Origin of the sequence: Streptomyces sp. NPDC015242 (assembly GCF_043079125.1) — a bacterium.
Classification (GTDB): domain Bacteria; phylum Actinomycetota; class Actinomycetes; order Streptomycetales; family Streptomycetaceae; genus Streptomyces.
Genome location: NZ_JBIBUF010000003.1, coordinates 152230 through 167204, shown reverse-complemented (window position 1 = coordinate 167204; position 14975 = coordinate 152230). Strand labels below are relative to the sequence as shown.

12 protein-coding genes are annotated in these 14975 nt (G+C 73.0%); 8 read left to right on the top strand and 4 right to left on the bottom strand.

Annotation, left to right across the window (positions count from 1 at the left end; genetic code table 11):
* Positions 1-3 precede the first annotated feature (3 nt).
* Together ACF07N_RS12315 and ACF07N_RS12310 are read right to left on the bottom strand one after the other, a co-directional pair.
* A complete protein-coding gene (locus ACF07N_RS12315; RefSeq protein ID WP_383322563.1) occupies positions 4-474 on the bottom strand; it encodes a two-component system response regulator in 471 nt (156 codons plus the stop codon).
* Complete coding sequence (locus tag ACF07N_RS12310) at positions 471-4547, bottom strand: HAMP domain-containing protein (protein ID WP_392111449.1); 4077 nt, start codon at positions 4545-4547, stop codon at positions 471-473. The genes ACF07N_RS12315 and ACF07N_RS12310 overlap by 4 nt, the downstream gene beginning before the upstream one ends.
* 102 nt (positions 4548-4649) lie before the next feature.
* On the opposite strand from ACF07N_RS12310, the gene ACF07N_RS12305 reads away from it, so the two are divergent.
* On the top strand, positions 4650-6782 hold the full coding sequence (locus ACF07N_RS12305) for a SpoIIE family protein phosphatase (protein WP_392111446.1): 2133 nt from the start codon (positions 4650-4652) through the stop codon (positions 6780-6782).
* A gap of 27 nt (positions 6783-6809) precedes the next feature.
* Complete coding sequence (gene hemW / locus ACF07N_RS12300) at positions 6810-8042, top strand: radical SAM family heme chaperone HemW (protein WP_392111443.1); 1233 nt, start codon at positions 6810-6812, stop codon at positions 8040-8042.
* An 18-nt stretch (positions 8043-8060) separates the two neighbouring features.
* Here the strand turns inward: hemW and ACF07N_RS12295 are convergent, their stop codons facing one another.
* Complete coding sequence (locus ACF07N_RS12295; protein ID WP_392111440.1) at positions 8061-8864, bottom strand: DUF3097 domain-containing protein; 804 nt, start codon at positions 8862-8864, stop codon at positions 8061-8063.
* Positions 8865-8895: 31 nt separating this feature from the next.
* Positions 8896-9627, bottom strand: a complete 732-nt coding sequence (locus ACF07N_RS12290; protein WP_392111437.1) for an MBL fold metallo-hydrolase — start codon at positions 9625-9627, stop codon at positions 8896-8898.
* A 171-nt stretch (positions 9628-9798) separates the two neighbouring features.
* On the opposite strand from ACF07N_RS12290, the gene hrcA reads away from it, so the two are divergent.
* The 6 genes from hrcA to ACF07N_RS12260 all read left to right on the top strand — a co-directional run bounded on the left by hrcA (position 9799) and on the right by ACF07N_RS12260 (position 14893).
* Complete coding sequence (hrcA, locus tag ACF07N_RS12285) at positions 9799-10815, top strand: heat-inducible transcriptional repressor HrcA (protein WP_031111606.1); 1017 nt, start codon at positions 9799-9801, stop codon at positions 10813-10815.
* Positions 10815-11951, top strand: coding sequence for a molecular chaperone DnaJ (gene dnaJ / locus ACF07N_RS12280; protein WP_311686826.1), 1137 nt, complete (start codon positions 10815-10817; stop codon positions 11949-11951). The genes hrcA and dnaJ overlap by 1 nt, the downstream gene beginning before the upstream one ends.
* A 100-nt stretch (positions 11952-12051) precedes the next feature.
* Entirely contained in the window at positions 12052-13140 is a 1089-nt protein-coding gene (locus ACF07N_RS12275) for a nitronate monooxygenase (protein WP_392111433.1), read from the top strand.
* Positions 13137-13877: a 16S rRNA (uracil(1498)-N(3))-methyltransferase gene (locus ACF07N_RS12270; RefSeq protein ID WP_392111430.1), complete on the top strand. Its 741-nt coding sequence runs from the start codon at positions 13137-13139 to the stop codon at positions 13875-13877. The genes ACF07N_RS12275 and ACF07N_RS12270 overlap by 4 nt, the downstream gene beginning before the upstream one ends.
* 16 nt (positions 13878-13893) lie before the next feature.
* Positions 13894-14286, top strand: a complete 393-nt coding sequence (locus tag ACF07N_RS12265) for a VOC family protein (RefSeq protein ID WP_383582121.1) — start codon at positions 13894-13896, stop codon at positions 14284-14286.
* Positions 14287-14335: 49 nt separating this feature from the next.
* The gene (locus tag ACF07N_RS12260) at positions 14336-14893 is read left to right on the top strand and encodes a hypothetical protein (protein ID WP_392111427.1); all 558 of its coding nucleotides are present in this window, start codon (positions 14336-14338) and stop codon (positions 14891-14893) included.
* Positions 14894-14975 lie beyond the last annotated feature (82 nt).

Below are 14975 nucleotides of genomic sequence, written 5' to 3'. Positions count from 1 at the left end.
CTCCTAGGAGACGTCACCCACCCGGCGCCGCAGTTCCCGGACCTCCGCCCTGAGGCGTTCCACCTCCCTGCCCTTGCGGTAGAGGTCCAGGAAGACGCTGACCTTGGCCCTGAGGACCCACGGGTCGAAGGGCTTGGTCACGTAATCCGCGGCGCCGGTGGCGTAGCCGCGGAAGGCGTAGCCCGAGTCGTCGTCCGCCCCGGTCAGGAAGATGATCGGGACGTCCCGGGTCTGGGTCAGGCGCTTGATGTGGGCGGCCGTCTCGAAGCCGTCCATGCCGGGCATGCGGATGTCCAGCAGGATCAGGGCGATCGGCCGGCGCAGCAGGGCCTTCATGGCCTCCTCGCCGGAACGGGCCCGCACCAGCGGTTCGTTGAGGGACGCGAGGACGGCCTCCAGGGCGGTCAGGTTGTCCTCCATGTCGTCGACCAGGAGGATCCCGGCGCGTTCGTCGTGGGTGCCCGCGTCGCTCATGCCTCTTCTTCCGTACCGTCCGGATCCAGCAGTCCGCACACGACCGTCAGCAGCCGGTCGATGTCCACCGGCTTGGGGACGTAGTCGTGGGCGCCGCGGGCGATGGACTTCTCCCGGTCGCCGGGCATCGCCTTGGCGGTCAGCGCCACGATCGGCAGGTCCGCCCAGCGAGGGGTGCGGCGGATGGCGGAGATGGTCTCGTAGCCGTCCATCTCCGGCATCATGATGTCCATCAGGACCAGTTCGACGTCGGGGCTGCGCTCCAGCGTCTCGATGCCCTCGCGGCCGTTCTCCGCGTAGAGCACGGTCATGCCGACCCGGCCCAGGACGTGGGTGAGGGCGAACACGTTGCGGATGTCGTCGTCCACGATCAGCACCTGCCGGCCGGGCAGGATCCGGCCCGGCCGGCCGGACGTCCACGCCTCCAGCCTGGCCGGCGCCGGCCAGGCGTCGTCCGTGTCCTGACCGGCCGGGAACGGGCCGGCGGACGGCTGGAGCGGCAGGGGCGGGGCCGAATCCTCCGGGGCCGGCGTGGGCACCGTGTGGCCCGGGCTGACGACCGGCACGTACAGGGTGAACGTCGAGCCCTTGCCGGGTTCGCTCTCGGCGACGATCCGGCCGCCGAGCAGTCCCGCGATCTCCCGGCTGATGGACAGGCCGAGCCCGGTGCCGCCGTACTTGCGGTTGGTGGTGCCGTCGGCCTGCTGGAACGCCTCGAATATCACCGGGAGCTTCTCCGGCGCGATGCCGATGCCGGTGTCGGACACGGCGAACGCGATGACGTCGTCGGTGTCGCGGACCCAGCGGTGCTCGGTGTCCTGCACCCGGTGCACGCGCAGCTCCACCTTGCCCGTCGCGGTGAACTTGATCGCGTTGGAGAGCAGGTTGCGCAGGATCTGCTGCAGGCGCTGCTCGTCCGAGTACATCTCGCGCGGCACGTCCTCGCCGACCGCCAGCTCGAAGGCGAGTCCCCGGTCCAGGGTGAGCGGGCGGAAGGTCGCGTGGACGTAGTCGAGGAGCTTGATCAGGGGGAGCCGCTTGGGGCGTACGTCCATGCGGCCCGCCTCGATCTTCGACAGGTCCAGGATGTCGTTGATCAGCTGCAGGAGGTCCGAGCCCGAGCGGTGGATCGTCGTGGCGAACTGCACCTCCTGGTCGGAGAGATGGCCGTCCGGGTTGTCCGAGAGCAGCCGGGCGAGGATCAGCAGCGAGTTCAGCGGGGTGCGCAGCTCGTGCGACATGTTCGCCAGGAACTCCGACTTGTACTGCGAAGACGTGGCCAGCAGGGCGGCCTTCTCCTCCAGTTCGGCGTTGGAGCGCTGCAACTCGCCCTGCTGCTTCTGCAGTTCGTCCGAGCGCTCCTGGAGCTGCATGGCCAGGCGCTGGGACTCGCCGAGCAGGGACTCCGTGCGGGAGTTGGCGATGATCGTGTTGATGGCGACGCCGATGGTGTTGACGAACTGGTCGAAGAAGGCCAGGTGCACGTCGGAGAAGCGGGAGAAGGAGGCCAGCTCGATGACGCCGAGGAGCTTGTCCTCGAAGAGGATCGGGATGATGACGATGGTCGTGGGCGCCGCCTCGCCGAGCCCGCTGTTGATCTTGATGTAGTCGGGCGGGGCGCCCTCCACCAGGATCCGTTTCTTCTCCCGGGCCGCCTGCGCGACCAGGCCGTGCACGGGCAGGCCGCCGGTCTCGACGGTCGCGTCCTGGGCGGCTCCGTAGCCCGCGATGAAGGCGAGCCCCTTGGTGGGGACCGTCGCGCCGTCCTCCTCGGGGTCGGCCAGGTAGAACGCGCCGTACTGGGCGTTCACCAGCGGGGTCAGCTCCCTGAGTATGAGGTCGGCGACCTCCATCAGGTCGCGGTGGCCCTGCATCAGGGCGGCGAGGCGGGCCAGGTTGGATTCCAGCCAGTCCTTCGCCCGGGTGGTCTCGCGCAGGTTGGCCACCATCAGGTTGATGTTGTCCTTCAGCTCGGCCACCTCGCCCTGGGTCTCCACCGTGATCGAGCGGGACATGTCGCCCTGCGCCACGGCCGAGGCGACCTCGGCGATCGCGCGGACCTGGGTGGTGAGGTTGGAGGCGAGCTCGTTGACGTTCGTCGTCAGGCGCTTCCAGGTGCCGTAGACGCCCTCGACGCGGGCCTGGCCGCCGAGCCGGCCCTCGGAGCCGACCTCGCGGGCCACCCGCGTGACCTCCGAGGAGAAGGAGGACAGCGTGTCGACCATCGTGTTGATGGTGGTCTTCAGCTCCAGGATCTCGCCCCGCGCGTCCACGTCGATCTTCCGGGACAGGTCGCCCTGGGCCACGGCCGTGGCGACCTGGGCGATGTTGCGCACCTGGGAGGTGAGGTTGTCGGCCATGTAGTTGACGTTGTCCGTCAGGTCCCGCCAGACGCCCGAGACGCCCAGCACCTGGGCCCGGCCGCCGAGCCGCCCGTCGGTGCCGACCTCGCGGGCGACCCGCGTCACCTCGTCGGCGAAGGCCCGCAGCTGTTCCACCATCGTATTGACGGTGTCCTTCAGTTCGAGGATCTCGCCCCGGGCGTCGACCGTGATCTTCTTCGACAGGTCCCCGTTGGCCACGGCCGTCGTCACCTGGGCGATGTTGCGGACCTGCGAGGTCAGATTCAGCGCCATGAAGTTGACGTTGTCGGTGAGGTCCTTCCAGACCCCGGAGACGCCCCGGACCTGCGCCTGGCCGCCGAGGTTGCCCTCGGTGCCGACCTCGCGGGCCACGCGGGTCACTTCGTCGGCGAAGGCGGAGAGCTGGTCGACCATCGTGTTGATCGTCGACTTCAGCTCCAGGATCTCCCCCTTGGCCTCCACCGTGATCTTCTTGCCGAGGTCGCCCTGGGCGACGGCGGTGGACACGAGCGCGATGTTGCGGACCTGCGAGGTGAGGTTGTCCGCCATGAAGTTGACGTTGTCGGTGAGGTCCTTCCAGACCCCGGAGACGCCCCGGACCTGGGCCCGGCCGCCGAGATTGCCTTCCGTGCCGACCTCGCGGGCGACCCGGGTGACCTCGTCGGCGAAGGCGGAGAGCTGGTCGACCATCGTGTTGATCGTCGACTTCAGTTCCAGGATCTCGCCCTGCGCGTCGACCGTGATCTTCTGCGACAGGTCGCCGTTGGCCACGGCCGTCGTCACCTGGGCGATGTTGCGGACCTGCGAGGTCAGGTTCGACGCCATGAAGTTGACGTTGTCGGTGAGGTCCTTCCAGACCCCGGAGACGCCCCGCACCTGGGCCCGGCCGCCCAGCTGGCCCTCGGTGCCGACCTCGCGGGCCACCCGCGTGACCTCGTCGGCGAAGGCGGAGAGCTGGTCGACCATGGTGTTCACGGTCAGCTTCAGTTCCAGCAGCTCACCGGTCGCCTCGACCGTGACCGTACGGGTCAGGTCGCCGCGCGCCACCGCCGTCGTCACGGCCGCGATGTCGCGCACCTGCGCCGTCAGCCGGGACGCCATCGTGTTGACGGCCTCGGTCACGTCCCGCCAACTGCCCGAAAGGCCCTGCACCTTGGCGCGGCCCCCGAGCCGGCCCTCGGTGCCGACCTCGCGGGCGACCCGGGTCACCTCGCCGGTGAACCGGGACAGCTGGTCCACCATCGTGTTCACGGCCCGGCCGAGGCGGCGCAGGTCACCGCGCAACTGCCGGGTCCCGTCGTGCAGGTCGACCCGCTGGGTCAGATCACCGCCGGCCACGGCGTCCAGCACGCGCGTGGCGTTCGCCGCCGGAGCGACCAGGGCGTCGAGCAGCTGGTTCACGTCGTCGACCCGGGACGTCCACAGGCCCTGGCCCGGGCTGGCCGAGAGCCGTTCGTCGAGCCGGCCGTGGCGCACCAGCTCCCGCCGGACGCGCCGCACCTCGGTGGTGAAGTGGACGCTGCGGTCCATGATCTGGTTGTGGACCGCGATGAGTTCGGCCACCATCCCGTGGCCGGTTTCCGGCACCTTGGTGAAGTCGCCGTCGCGGGCGGCCGTCATGGCCGCGAGCAGGGGACGCAGATCGGATGCACGAATCCGACCGTCTTCGTACCGGTCTTCGACCACAGGAGTAGCACGGTTCTCACTCATGGCGGCCCACTTCGGTAACTCGGCGCTTATGGGCGTGGCCAGTCTGTCACTCTGTCGGCATCGACTGTGGCGTATTCGTACGAACTGCCCGGGGAGCTGTCCATGGGGGCCATTCCGACGCAACGGGAGAACGCCTTCCGTGCCTCAGATGCGCCTGCACACGTGGGGGAGACGTTCGTGCCCGTTCAGGAGGGGCCCGTTTTCGGGGAGCCCGTACCGGCCGCGGAGGCATCCGCCTCCGGGGGCGCGTCCGCCTCCGAGGCGCCCGCGCAGGCGCCCGCGCCGGAGCGCGCGCGGGCGCACGCGAGCCTGCCCGGCAGCTCCGTCGCGCCGGGAGCCGCCCGGGCCCTGGTACGCCGGGCGCTCGCGGAGTGGGCCGAACGCGGCCTGCCCGGCGCCGGGCACCTCACCGACCGCCTGCGCGACGACGCCACGCTCGTCGTCAGCGAACTCGTCACCAACGCCGTCGTGCACGCCGGCACCGACGTCGAGATGGAGTGCCGGCTGGAGGGCGACGGCCCGGACACCGCCGCGCTCGTCGTCGAGGTCTCCGACCACCACCCCTCCCGGGCCCCGCGCGGCGGCGAGCCCGAGACGCCGCACGACACGCCCGAGTACGGACGCGGCCTGCGACTGGTCGGCGCGCTCTCCGAGGCCTGGGGGATCACCTACCGCACGGGCCGCAAGACGGTCTGGGCGCGCCTGCCGGCGGCGGGCGGCACGGCGGGGGAGCAGATCGAGGCCTACGCCGGGGAGCACGCGCTGGCGCGCGGCTTACGGGTGGCCGAGATCCTGGCCCCCGAGCCGCCCCCCGGCGACAGGGCCGCGCAGGCCGGACGGGACGCTCCGGGCCTGCGCGACTGGAGCGACCTGCGGGACTGGCGGGACCGCCACGAGAACCCCGTGGGACGCGACGGACCCGACGGCTCCTGGCTCGGCCGCGGGGCCCTGTCCTTCCTCGCGGAGGCCTCCGACCTGCTCGCCGGGCAGCTCGACGAGGACCTGGTCGCCGCCCTCGCCGGGCAGCTGATCGTGCCGCGGCTGGCCGACTGGTGCGCGGTGTGGCTGGAGGACGAGGCGACCGGCGGCGGCTGGGGCGGCGGTGCCGGGGCGGGCGGCCCGCGGCTGGCCCGGGTCTGGCACGGCAGCGAGAACCGCATCGAGGAACTGCGCCGGGCCCTGGAGAAGGAGCCGCCCCCGTCCGGCCCGGTGGGGTCCGGGCCCGTCGGCTACCCGTGGCCCGGCGAGGCGCTCGGCGACGGCCCCGGGGAGTCCGGCTCCGCCCTCGCCTACCGGCTGGTGGCCGGGGGACGCCCGCTGGGCACCCTGGTCATCGGGCGCTCCCGCACCGCCCGCTTCCCCGACGAGATCACCGGCCTCGTCGAGGACCTCGGGCGCCGGGTGGCCCTGGCCATCGGCGCCGCCCGGCAGTACGCCCGCCAGGCCACCATCAGCGCCGTCCTGCAGCGCGGGCTGCTGCCCGGAGCCGTGGCCGAGATCCCCGGCGTGCGCAGCGCCCTCGTCTACGAGCCCTACGACAAGGGCGGGCCCAGCGGCGACTTCTACGACCTGTTCCCGGCCGGCGACGGCCGCTGGTGCTTCGCCGTCGGCGACGTCCAGGGCAAGGGGCCCGAGGCGGCCGTCGTCATCGGGCTGGCCCGCCCGTGGCTGCGGCTGCTGGCCCGCGAGGGCTACCGGGTCGCCGACGTCCTCGACCGCCTCAACCAGCTCCTGCTCGACGACGCCACGGAGGCCGCGGACGCGGCGGCCCGGGCCCTGGTGGCCGCCGGCGCCCGGCCGACCCCGCCCGGCGACGGTCCGCAGACGCGCTTCCTGTCCCTGCTCTACGGCGAGCTCGTCCCCTTCGACGGCGGCGTCCGCTGCACCGTCGCCTCCGCCGGGCACCCGCTGCCCCTGCGGCTCGGGGCGGGCGGCGAGGTCCACCCGTGCGCCCGGCCGCAGACCCTGCTGGGCGTGCTGGAGGACGCCACGTACACCAGCGAGACCTTCGAGCTGCGCTCCGGCGACACGCTGCTGTGCGTCACCGACGGCGTCACCGAGCGCCGCTCCGGCTCCCGCCAGTTCGACGACGGCGACGGGCTCGCGGCGGCGCTGGCCGGGTGCGCGGGGCTGGACGCGGAGCTGATAGCCGAGCGGATCAAGCGGCTGGTGCACGAGTTCGGTGCCCGGCCCCCGGCGGACGATCTGGCGCTGCTGGTGCTCCAGGCCGAGTGACCGCGCGGGTGCTGGACAATGGAAGGCATGCCTTCCGCACTCCCCGACGGCGAGCCCGTCCCCGACGACGGCGCGCTGCCCGCGACCGCCCTCGCCGGGGCCGCCGACCGCCCGCTCGGGTTCTACCTGCACGTCCCGTACTGCGCCACCCGCTGCGGCTACTGCGACTTCAACACCTACACGGCGACCGAGCTGCGCGGCACCGGCGGCGTGCTCGCCTCCCGCGACAACTACGGCGGGACGCTCGCCGACGAGATCCGCCTGGCCCGCAAGGTCCTGGGCGACGACCCGCGGCCCGTCCGCACGGTGTTCGTGGGCGGCGGCACGCCGACGCTGCTGGACGCCGGCGACCTCGTCCGGATGCTGAAGGCCGTCCGGGACGAGTTCGGGCTCGCGCCGGACGCCGAGATCACCACGGAGGCCAACCCGGAGTCGGTCGACCCGGCCTATCTGGCGACCCTGCGCGAGGGGGGCTTCAACCGGATCTCCTTCGGCATGCAGAGCGCGCGGCAGCACGTGCTGAAGGTGCTGGACCGCACGCACACCCCCGGGCGGCCCGAGGCGTGCGTCGCCGAGGCCCGGGCGGCCGGGTTCGCGCACGTGAACCTCGATCTGATCTACGGCACGCCGGGCGAGTCGGACGACGACTGGCGGGCGTCGCTGGACGCGGTGCTCGGGGCCGGGCCGGACCACGTCAGCGCGTACGCGCTGATCGTCGAGGAGGGCACGCAGCTGGCGCGGCGGATCCGCCGCGGCGAGGTGCCGATGACCGACGACGACGTGCACGCCGACCGGTACCTGATCGCGGACGAGGTGCTCTCGGGCGCCGGGTTCGAGTGGTACGAGGTGTCGAACTGGGCGACCTCGACGGCGGGGCGGTGCCTGCACAACGAGCTGTACTGGCGGGGGGCCGACTGGTGGGGCGCCGGGCCGGGGGCGCACAGCCACGTGGGCGGGGTGCGGTGGTGGAACGTGAAGCATCCCGGGGCGTACGCGGCCGCGCTGGCGGCCGGCCGCTCGCCCGGTGCCGGGCGTGAGGTGCTGAGCGACGAGGACCGGCGGGTCGAGCGGATCCTGCTGGAGCTGCGGCTGCGGGACGGGGTGCCCTTGTCGCTGCTGCGGGAGCAGGGGCTCGCGGCCTCGCGCCGGGCCCTGTCCGACGGGCTGCTCCAGGAGGAGCCGTATGCGAGAGGGCGGGCCGTGCTGACCTTGCGCGGGCGGCTGCTGGCCGACGGCGTGGTGCGCGACCTGGTGGACTGAGCGGGCGCCCGGCGTGGGCTAGGGCGCCGTCACGAAGTCGATCAGCTCCTCCACCCGGCCCAGCAGCTCCGGTTCCAGGTCCTTGTACGAGTGGACCCCGGACAGGATCCGCTGCCACGCCGCGCCCGTGTTCTGCGGCCAGCCCAGGGCCCGGCACACGCCCGTCTTCCAGTCCTGGCCCCTCGGTACCCGGGGCCAGGCCCCGATCCCCAGGGACGACGGCTTCACCGCCTCCCAGATGTCGATGTAGGGGTGGCCGACCACCAGCGCGTGCTCGCTCGTGACCGACTCGGCGATGCGCCACTCCTTCGAGCCCGGCACGAGGTGGTCGACCAGGACGCCGAGGCGCGCGTCCGGGCCGGGCGCGAAGGACTCGACGATCGACGGCAGGTCGTCGACGCCCTCCAGGTACTCCACCACCACGCCCTCGATCCGCAGATCGTCGCCCCACACCTTCTCGACCAGCTCGGCGTCGTGCCGGCCCTCGACGTAGATGCGGCCGGCCCGGGCCACCCGCGCGCGGGCGCCGGGCACCGCCACCGAACCCGAGGCGGTGCGGGTGGGGCGCGCCGGGGCGCCGGAGGAGGGCCGGACCAGCGTGACCGTCCTGCCCTCCAGCAGGAAGCCGCGCGGCTCCAGCGGGAACACGCGGTGCTTGCCGAAGCGGTCCTCCAGCGTCACCGTGCCCGCCTCGCAGCGCACGACCGCCCCGCAGAAGCCGCTGCCGGGCTCCTCCACCACCAGGCCCGGTTCCGCCGGGACCTCGGGGACCGGCTGGGGCTTCTTCCACGGCGGGGTCAGGTCCGGAGAGTACTGGCGCATTCGGATGACGATAGGAGAAGCCGCGGGGCGATCACGGAGACACGCCGAAACGCGCCGCCAGCGCGTCCCGCTGGTCCCGGACGAACGCCGCGTCCACCACCGCTCCGTGACCGGGCACGTACAGCGCGTCCTCGCCGCCCAGCGCGAGCAGCCGGTCCAGCGCGGCCGGCCACTGCGACGGCACCGCGTCCGGCCCGGCCTGCGGCTCGCCCGACTCCTCGACCAGGTCGCCGCAGAACACCACCTCCGGATCGCCCGGCACCAGCACCGCGAGGTCGTGCGCGGTGTGCCCCGGGCCGACGTTCGCCAGCAGCACCTGGCACCCGCCGCCCAGGTCGAGCGTCCACTCGCCGGAGACCAGGTGGCGGGGCGGGACCAGCCGGCCGGCCGACGCGCGCGCCACGTCCTCGGCCAGGCCGTTGCGCACCGCGTCCGCGCACAGCTCCGCGCGGTCCCGCGCCCGGGTCAGCACCGCGTCCACGCCGACCGCGCCGTACGTCTCCGCGTCCGGGAACGCCGCCGCCCCGAAGACGTGGTCGAAGTGGGGATGGGTCAGCGCGAGATGCGTCACACGGCCGCCGGTGAGCGCCCGTGCCTGCGCACGCAACCGCGCGCCCTCGGCCGGGCTCGACCCGGCGTCGATCACCAGCACCGCGCCCTCGCCGGCGACCAGCCCCGCCGTGCAGTCCCACACCGGCAGCCGGCACCGGCCCACCCCGGCGGCAAGCCGCTCCCAGCCGGGCTCTTCCCAAGTCACCGTCATACGGCGACGCTAACCGTGCGCCCCGCCCGGGGCACGACGCCGCACGACCAGCCTTGCCGCAGGCGTACCCCACCGCCGTACACTGGGCCGGGGAACGTTGGCACTCGCACGCGCAGAGTGCCAGGCCGCGAACGGCAGGCAACGGGCGGACGACTTCTGGAGGTGTGCGCGATGCTCAGTGAACGCAGGCTTCAGGTGCTGCGCGCCATCGTCCAGGACTACGTCGGCACCGAGGAGCCCGTCGGCTCCAAGGCCCTCACCGAGCGGCACAACCTCGGCGTCTCCCCGGCGACCGTCCGCAACGACATGGCGGCCCTGGAGGACGAGGGATACATCGCCCAGCCGCACACCAGCGCCGGGCGCATCCCCACCGACAAGGGCTACCGCCTGTTCGTGGACAAGCTCGCCGGTGTCAAGCCCATGACCGCGCCGGAGCGGCGGGCCATCCAGAACTTCCTGGAGGGCGCCGTCGACCTCGACGACGTCGTGGCGCGCACGGTGCGGCTGCTCGCGCAGCTCACGCGCCAGGTGGCCGTCGTGCAGTACCCGTCGCTGACCCGGTCCACCGTGCGGCACGTGGAGCTGCTCTCGCTGGCACCCGCGCGGGTGATGCTCGTGCTGATCACGGACACGGGACGGGTCGAGCAGCGGGTGGTCGACTGCCCGGCGCCCTTCGGCGAGGCCTCGCTCGCGGATCTGCGCGCGCGCCTCAACAGCCGGGTGGCGAACCGCCGTTTCGCGGACGTGCCGAGTCTGGTGGAGGACCTCCCGGAGGCTTTCGAGCACGAGGACCGGGGTACGGTCTCCACGGTGCTCTCCACACTCCTGGAGACGCTCGTCGAGGAGAACGAGGAGCGGCTGATGATCGGCGGCACCGCCAATCTGACCCGCTTCGGTCATGACTTCCCCCTCACGATCCGGCCGGTGCTGGAGGCGCTCGAGGAGCAGGTCGTGCTCCTCAAGCTGCTCGGCGAGGCGAAGGATCCGGGCGTGACCGTCCGTATCGGTCACGAGAACGCCCACGAAGGACTCAACTCCACGTCCGTCGTGTCGGTCGGCTACGGTTCGGGCGGCGAGGCAGTCGCCAAGCTCGGCGTGGTCGGACCGACCCGCATGGACTACCCGGGAACGATGGGAGCGGTACGCGCAGTGGCACGGTACGTCGGACAGATCCTGGCGGAGTCGTAGTGGCCACGGACTACTACGCCGTACTCGGCGTGCGCCGCGACGCGTCGCAGGAAGAGATCAAGAAGGCCTTCCGGCGGCTCGCCCGCGAGCTGCACCCGGACGTCAACCCCGATCCGAAGACCCAGGAGCGGTTCAAGGAGATCAACGCCGCCTACGAGGTGCTGTCGGACCCGCAGAAGAAGCAGGTCTACGACCTCGGCGGCGACCCGCTCTCGCAGTCCGGCGGCGCCGGCGCGGGCGGCTTCGGGGCCGGCGGCTTCGGCAACTTCTCGGACATCATGGACGCCTTCTTCGGCACGGCGTCGCAGCGCGGACCGCGCTCGCGCACCCGCCGTGGCCAGGACGCCATGATCCGCATCGAGGTGGAGCTCGACGAGGCGGCCTTCGGCACGACGAAGGACATCCAGGTCGACACCGCCGTCGTCTGCAACACCTGCAACGGCGAGGGCGCGGCCCCGGGCACCTCCGCGCAGACGTGTGACATGTGCCGCGGCCGCGGTGAGGTGTCGCAGGTGACCCGGTCCTTCCTGGGCCAGGTCATGACGTCCCGCCCGTGCCCCCAGTGCCAGGGCTTCGGCACGGTCGTCCCGACGCCGTGCCCCGAGTGCGCGGGCGACGGCCGCGTCCGGTCCCGCCGCACGCTGACGGTCAAGATCCCGGCCGGTGTGGACAACGGCACGCGCATCCAGCTCGCCGGCGAGGGCGAGGTCGGGCCCGGCGGCGGTCCCGCGGGCGACCTGTACGTCGAGATCCACGAGCTGCCCCACGCGCAGTTCCAGCGCCGCGGCGACGACCTGCACTGCACGGTCACGCTGCCGATGACGGCGGCCGCCCTCGGCACGAAGGTGCCGCTGGAGACGCTGGACGGCATGGAGGAGGTCGACATCCGTCCGGGCACCCAGTCCGGCCAGTCGATCCCGCTGCACGGCCGGGGCGTCACGCACCTGCGCGGCGGCGGACGCGGCGACCTCATCGTGCACGTCGAGGTCCAGACCCCGACCAAGCTCGACCCCGAGCAGGAGCGCCTGCTGCGCGAACTGTCCAAGCTGCGCGGCGAGGAACGGCCCACGGGCCAGTTCCAGCCGGGTCAGCAGGGGCTGTTCTCGCGGCTGAAGGACGCCTTCAACGGCCGCTGACGCGGCGGCCGGCAGGGCTGCGGAAGCGATGGTTCAGCTGGTCTGTGCCACACGGCAGGCCGGTTTCGGAGTTGTCCGGAGGACGTGACAACATGCGGTCATGTCCTCCGCACTGACCGATCTCTTCCCGCTCCCGATCGTGCAGGCCCCCATGGCGGGCGGCGTCTCCGTGCCGAAGCTCGCCGCCGCCGTGTGCGAAGCGGGCGGGCTCGGGTTCCTCGCCGCCGGGTACAAGACCGCCGACGGGATGTACCAGGAGATCAAGCAGCTGAGGAGCCTCACCGGCCGCCCCTTCGGGGTCAACCTCTTCATGCCGCAGCCCGAGTACGCCGACCCCGCCGCCGTCGACGTCTACGCCCATCAGCTGGCCGGCGAGGCCACCTGGTACGAGGCCGAGCTGGGCGATCCGGAGAGCGGCCGGGACGACGGCTACGAGACCAAGCTCGCGGTGCTCCGCGACAACCCCGTCCCGGTGGTGTCGTTCCACTTCGGCGTCCCGCACCGCGAGGTGATCGACGCCCTGCACCGTGTCGGGACGTTCGTCCTGGCCACCGCCACCACGCCCGACGAGGCCCGGGCCGTCGAGCGGGCCGGGGCGGACGCCGTGATCGCCCAGGGCGTCGAGGCGGGCGGCCACCAGGGCACCCACCGGGACGTCCCCGAGACGGACGGTTCCGGCCTCGGCCTGCTGACGCTGGTCGCGCAGGTCCGGGAGGCCGTCGGCATCCCGGTCGTCGCCGCGGGCGGCATCATGCGCGGCGGCCAGATCGCCGCGGTCCTCGCGGCCGGCGCCGCCGCGGCCCAGCTGGGCACGGCCTTCCTCGCCACCCACGAGTCCGGCGCGCACGCCCTGCACAAGCAGGCGCTGACCAACCCGCTGTTCGTGCGGACGGAGCTGACCCGGGCCTTCTCGGGCCGCCCCGCGCGCGGGCTCGTCAATCGCTTCCTGCGCGAGCACGGCCCGTACGCGCCCGCCGCCTACCCCGAGATCCACCACCTCACCTCGCCGCTGCGCAAGGCCGCCGCCAAGGCCGGGGACGCCCAGGGCATGGCGCTGTGGGCCGGGCAGGGGCACCGCATGGCCCGGGAGCTGCCCGCCGGGCAGCTCGTCGAGGTGCTGGCCGGTGAACTCGCCGCCGCCAGGACAGCGTTGTCGGGTGGGGGCGTCGCGGGCGGAGGCGCGCGATGACCGCGCCGGTGTTCGTCGTCGAGCACTTCGACGCGGGCGGCGGCGGGCGGTACGTCCTGGACGGGCCGGAAGGGCGGCACGCCGTGTCCGTGAAGCGGCTGCGCGCCGGGGAGGACGTGATCCTCACCGACGGGGCCGGGCGCTGGGCGGACTGCGTGGTGCTCGGCACCGAGGGCAAGGACCGCCTGATCGTCCAGCTGGACTCGGTGAGCGAGGAGCCGCCGGAGCAGCCGCGGGTGACCGTCGTGCAGGCGCTGCCCAAGGGCGACCGCGGGGAGCTGGCCGTCGAGACGATGACCGAGGTCGGCGTCGACGCCGTCGTGCCGTGGGCGGCGGCCCGCTGCATCACGCAGTGGAAGGGCGACCGCGGGGCGAAGGCGCTCGCCAAGTGGCGCGCCACCGCCCGGGAGGCCGGCAAGCAGTCGCGCCGGGTGCGCTTCCCGGAGGTCGCCGACGCGGCCACGACCCAGCAGGTCGCCGCGCTGCTGCGGGACGCCGACTTCGCCGCGGTGCTGCACGAGAGCGGCGACGTCCCGCTGGCCACGGCCGAGTTGCCGGCCGCCGGCGAGATCGTCCTGGTCGTGGGGCCCGAGGGGGGCGTGGCGCCGGAGGAGCTGGCGCTGTTCGAACAGGCGGGGGCCGGGGCGTTTCGCCTCGGGCGCAGTGTGCTGCGCACATCGACTGCCGGGACGGCGGCCGCTGCCGTCCTCCTGGCGCGTACCGGCCGCTGGTCCTGAACCCCCTGGAGGCACCGTGGAACTCGCCCAAGTACGCCTGCTCGTCTCCGACTTCGCCGCCTGTTACCGCTTCTACGGCGACGTCCTCGGCCTCAAGCCGCAGTCGGGCGCCAGTGAGGGCCCGTACGAGAAGTTCAGCCCCGCGGTCGGCTCCGCCGGGATCGCGCTGCAGGACCGGTCGATGATGGCCGAGGTGCTCGGCGAGGTGGGCCGTCCGGCCGCCGGGCACCGGTCGCTGGTGGTGCTGCGGGTGGACGCGCTGGACGCGTACTGCGAGGAGATCACCCTGCGCGGCGCCACGGTGCTGCACGGTCCCGCGCCCCTGACGGACCGGATGCGGGTCGCCCATCTGAAGGACCCTGAGGGCAACTTGGTGGAGCTTCAGGAGTGGCTGCTGCTGCGCGGTTGACGCCTTTGCGCCCTACCGCGCGGCCCCCGTGGATGGCAGGCTGCCCCTCATGGGGGTTTCGAGAAGGTTCTTGCCGGGAGGACGCGGCCGGCGGGCGGCCGTCGCTGCGGTGTTCGCGGTCGCCGCCGTCGGCGGTGCCGTCGCCTGCGAGCCGGGCGATGGCATCAGTTCCGCGGCCGTCGCGTACACCCTGGACGAGACCGTGACCCGGGAACTCGACCGCCAGAAGGCGGGCGTGCGCTGGCTCAGCTGCACCGCCTCCTACGGCGACAGCGGCAGGAGCACGAAGCCGTCGCCCTCGGCGAGCCGGAAGACGGTCGCGAGCGTCGACTGCCAGGGCGAGACCGACGACGGCAAGGACATCGACGTCGACGGCGAGGTCACCCACGCGGTGGACGGCGCCTGCGTGCGCGGGAACATCACCGCCAAGGTGGACGGCAAGGTGTGGTTCGAGGTCGACGGGCTCGGCGACTGCGACGCCACCAGCCCGCCCCCGGTGGGCGGCGGACCCACGAACGGCGGGCCGGGGGCCACCGTCACCGTGACGGTCACGCAGACCATCTGGTGCGACCGGTACCCGGACTGCCGCCCGGTCGAGGGCAAGTGATCCGAACCCTGTCCGCGCGGCGCCCGTGCTGCATAGGGTGATCAGGTGACATCGCCTGCTTACCTCCGGTTCCCGCACGTGC

Bases quoted from the DNA above. Each gene is read 5' to 3' on its own strand.
- ACF07N_RS12275 (WP_392111433.1), top strand. From the start codon at position 12,052: ATGTCCTCCGCACTGACCGATCTCTTCCCGCTCCCGATCGTGCAGGCC.
- ACF07N_RS12260 (WP_392111427.1), top strand. From the start codon at position 14,336: ATGGGGGTTTCGAGAAGGTTCTTGCCGGGAGGACGCGGCCGGCGGGCG.
- hemW (WP_392111443.1), top strand. From the start codon at position 6,810: ATGCCTTCCGCACTCCCCGACGGCGAGCCCGTCCCCGACGACGGCGCG.
- ACF07N_RS12305 (WP_392111446.1), top strand. From the start codon at position 4,650: ATGGGGGCCATTCCGACGCAACGGGAGAACGCCTTCCGTGCCTCAGAT.
- hrcA (WP_031111606.1), top strand. From the start codon at position 9,799: ATGCTCAGTGAACGCAGGCTTCAGGTGCTGCGCGCCATCGTCCAGGAC.
- ACF07N_RS12315 (WP_383322563.1), bottom strand. From the start codon at position 474: ATGAGCGACGCGGGCACCCACGACGAACGCGCCGGGATCCTCCTGGTC.
- ACF07N_RS12270 (WP_392111430.1), top strand. From the start codon at position 13,137: ATGACCGCGCCGGTGTTCGTCGTCGAGCACTTCGACGCGGGCGGCGGC.
- ACF07N_RS12310 (WP_392111449.1), bottom strand. From the start codon at position 4,547: ATGAGTGAGAACCGTGCTACTCCTGTGGTCGAAGACCGGTACGAAGAC.
- ACF07N_RS12290 (WP_392111437.1), bottom strand. From the start codon at position 9,627: ATGACGGTGACTTGGGAAGAGCCCGGCTGGGAGCGGCTTGCCGCCGGG.
- ACF07N_RS12295 (WP_392111440.1), bottom strand. From the start codon at position 8,864: ATGCGCCAGTACTCTCCGGACCTGACCCCGCCGTGGAAGAAGCCCCAG.